Origin of the sequence: Alteromonas sp. IB21 (assembly GCF_016405965.1) — a bacterium.
Taxonomy (GTDB): Bacteria; Pseudomonadota; Gammaproteobacteria; order Enterobacterales; family Alteromonadaceae; genus Alteromonas.
Genome location: NZ_JAEFCD010000070.1, coordinates 1 through 948 on the forward strand (window position 1 = coordinate 1; position 948 = coordinate 948).

At 39.8% G+C, this 948-nt stretch carries 2 protein-coding genes; both read right to left on the reverse strand.

Annotated features, from left to right (window positions below; translation table 11 throughout):
* Positions 1-474 (reverse strand): tyrosine-type recombinase/integrase (locus JC525_RS19755; RefSeq protein WP_198817867.1); only part of this gene is annotated, 474 nt, incomplete at its 3' end.
* A 200-nt stretch (positions 475-674) separates the two neighbouring features.
* Positions 675-948, reverse strand: a 274-nt coding sequence (locus tag JC525_RS19760; protein WP_198817868.1) for a type II toxin-antitoxin system death-on-curing family toxin, incomplete at its 5' end; no start/stop codon positions are given.

Below are 948 nucleotides of genomic sequence, written 5' to 3' on the forward strand. Positions count from 1 at the left end.
AGGCTTGGTTCTGCGCATTGAATGGGTGCTGTAGAGAGATGTATCTAGACCAAGTTTTTCAATCCATCCGTGAAAAATGCGATTATATTGTCTAGTTGATATGTGCTCAGCGCTATGTATACGGGACTTAAAAAGATAATCAGAGGGTTTTAATCCAGCTTTCTTTACCCAAGCCAATATCGATTCTCCCGTGTTTGGTGTTATCTCAAATTGGACAGGACTACCTGTTTTTTGCTGAACGACATGCGTGCGCCTAAGAGCTGAGCGTCCGCAAACGACATCTGAGACCTTGAGTTTAACAAGGTCACAACCTCGTAGTTTGCTATCAAGACCAAGATTGAACAGTGCGAGATCACGCGTCCGTCCTTCAAGCTCTAAGCGAATCCGGATACCCCATATATGTGATATCTGAAGAGGCTTTTTCCGACCGATAATACGATTTTTGTTCCAAGGTGTATGGATTTGAATTGCCATAATTTGTCTCCTGTTTAATAGGAAACATAATTATGGCAGTCCGGCCAAAGTTTATGGTTTGAATAATGGTACTGACAGATTTTTTTACCGGGAATTCAGCATTGCTCAACCATCAGACTGAGAAGCAATATGATTTCTTATATATTGGACTTTCTTTACCCTACTCGCGCAGGTATGCCCAAAGTAAACTGCATGAAATTTTAACTATTTTGATTTTGTTCAGAAATATACTGAGCATAAAGAAGATCAGCAAAATCCGCTTCACCAATTTTGCCCACAACCAAATCTCTGATGGCATCTGCGAATAATTCGTTATCAGCAATTAATTCATAATCATTGAGAGATAAATATTCCAAAGCTACAGCGAGACCAGTCCGTTTGTTTGCATCAGGAAGCGAATGAGAAAGTGCAATAGAGGAAGCATACTTTGCTGCTATTTCGAAAACATCATTCAAGCCTAAATAAACAATAGCA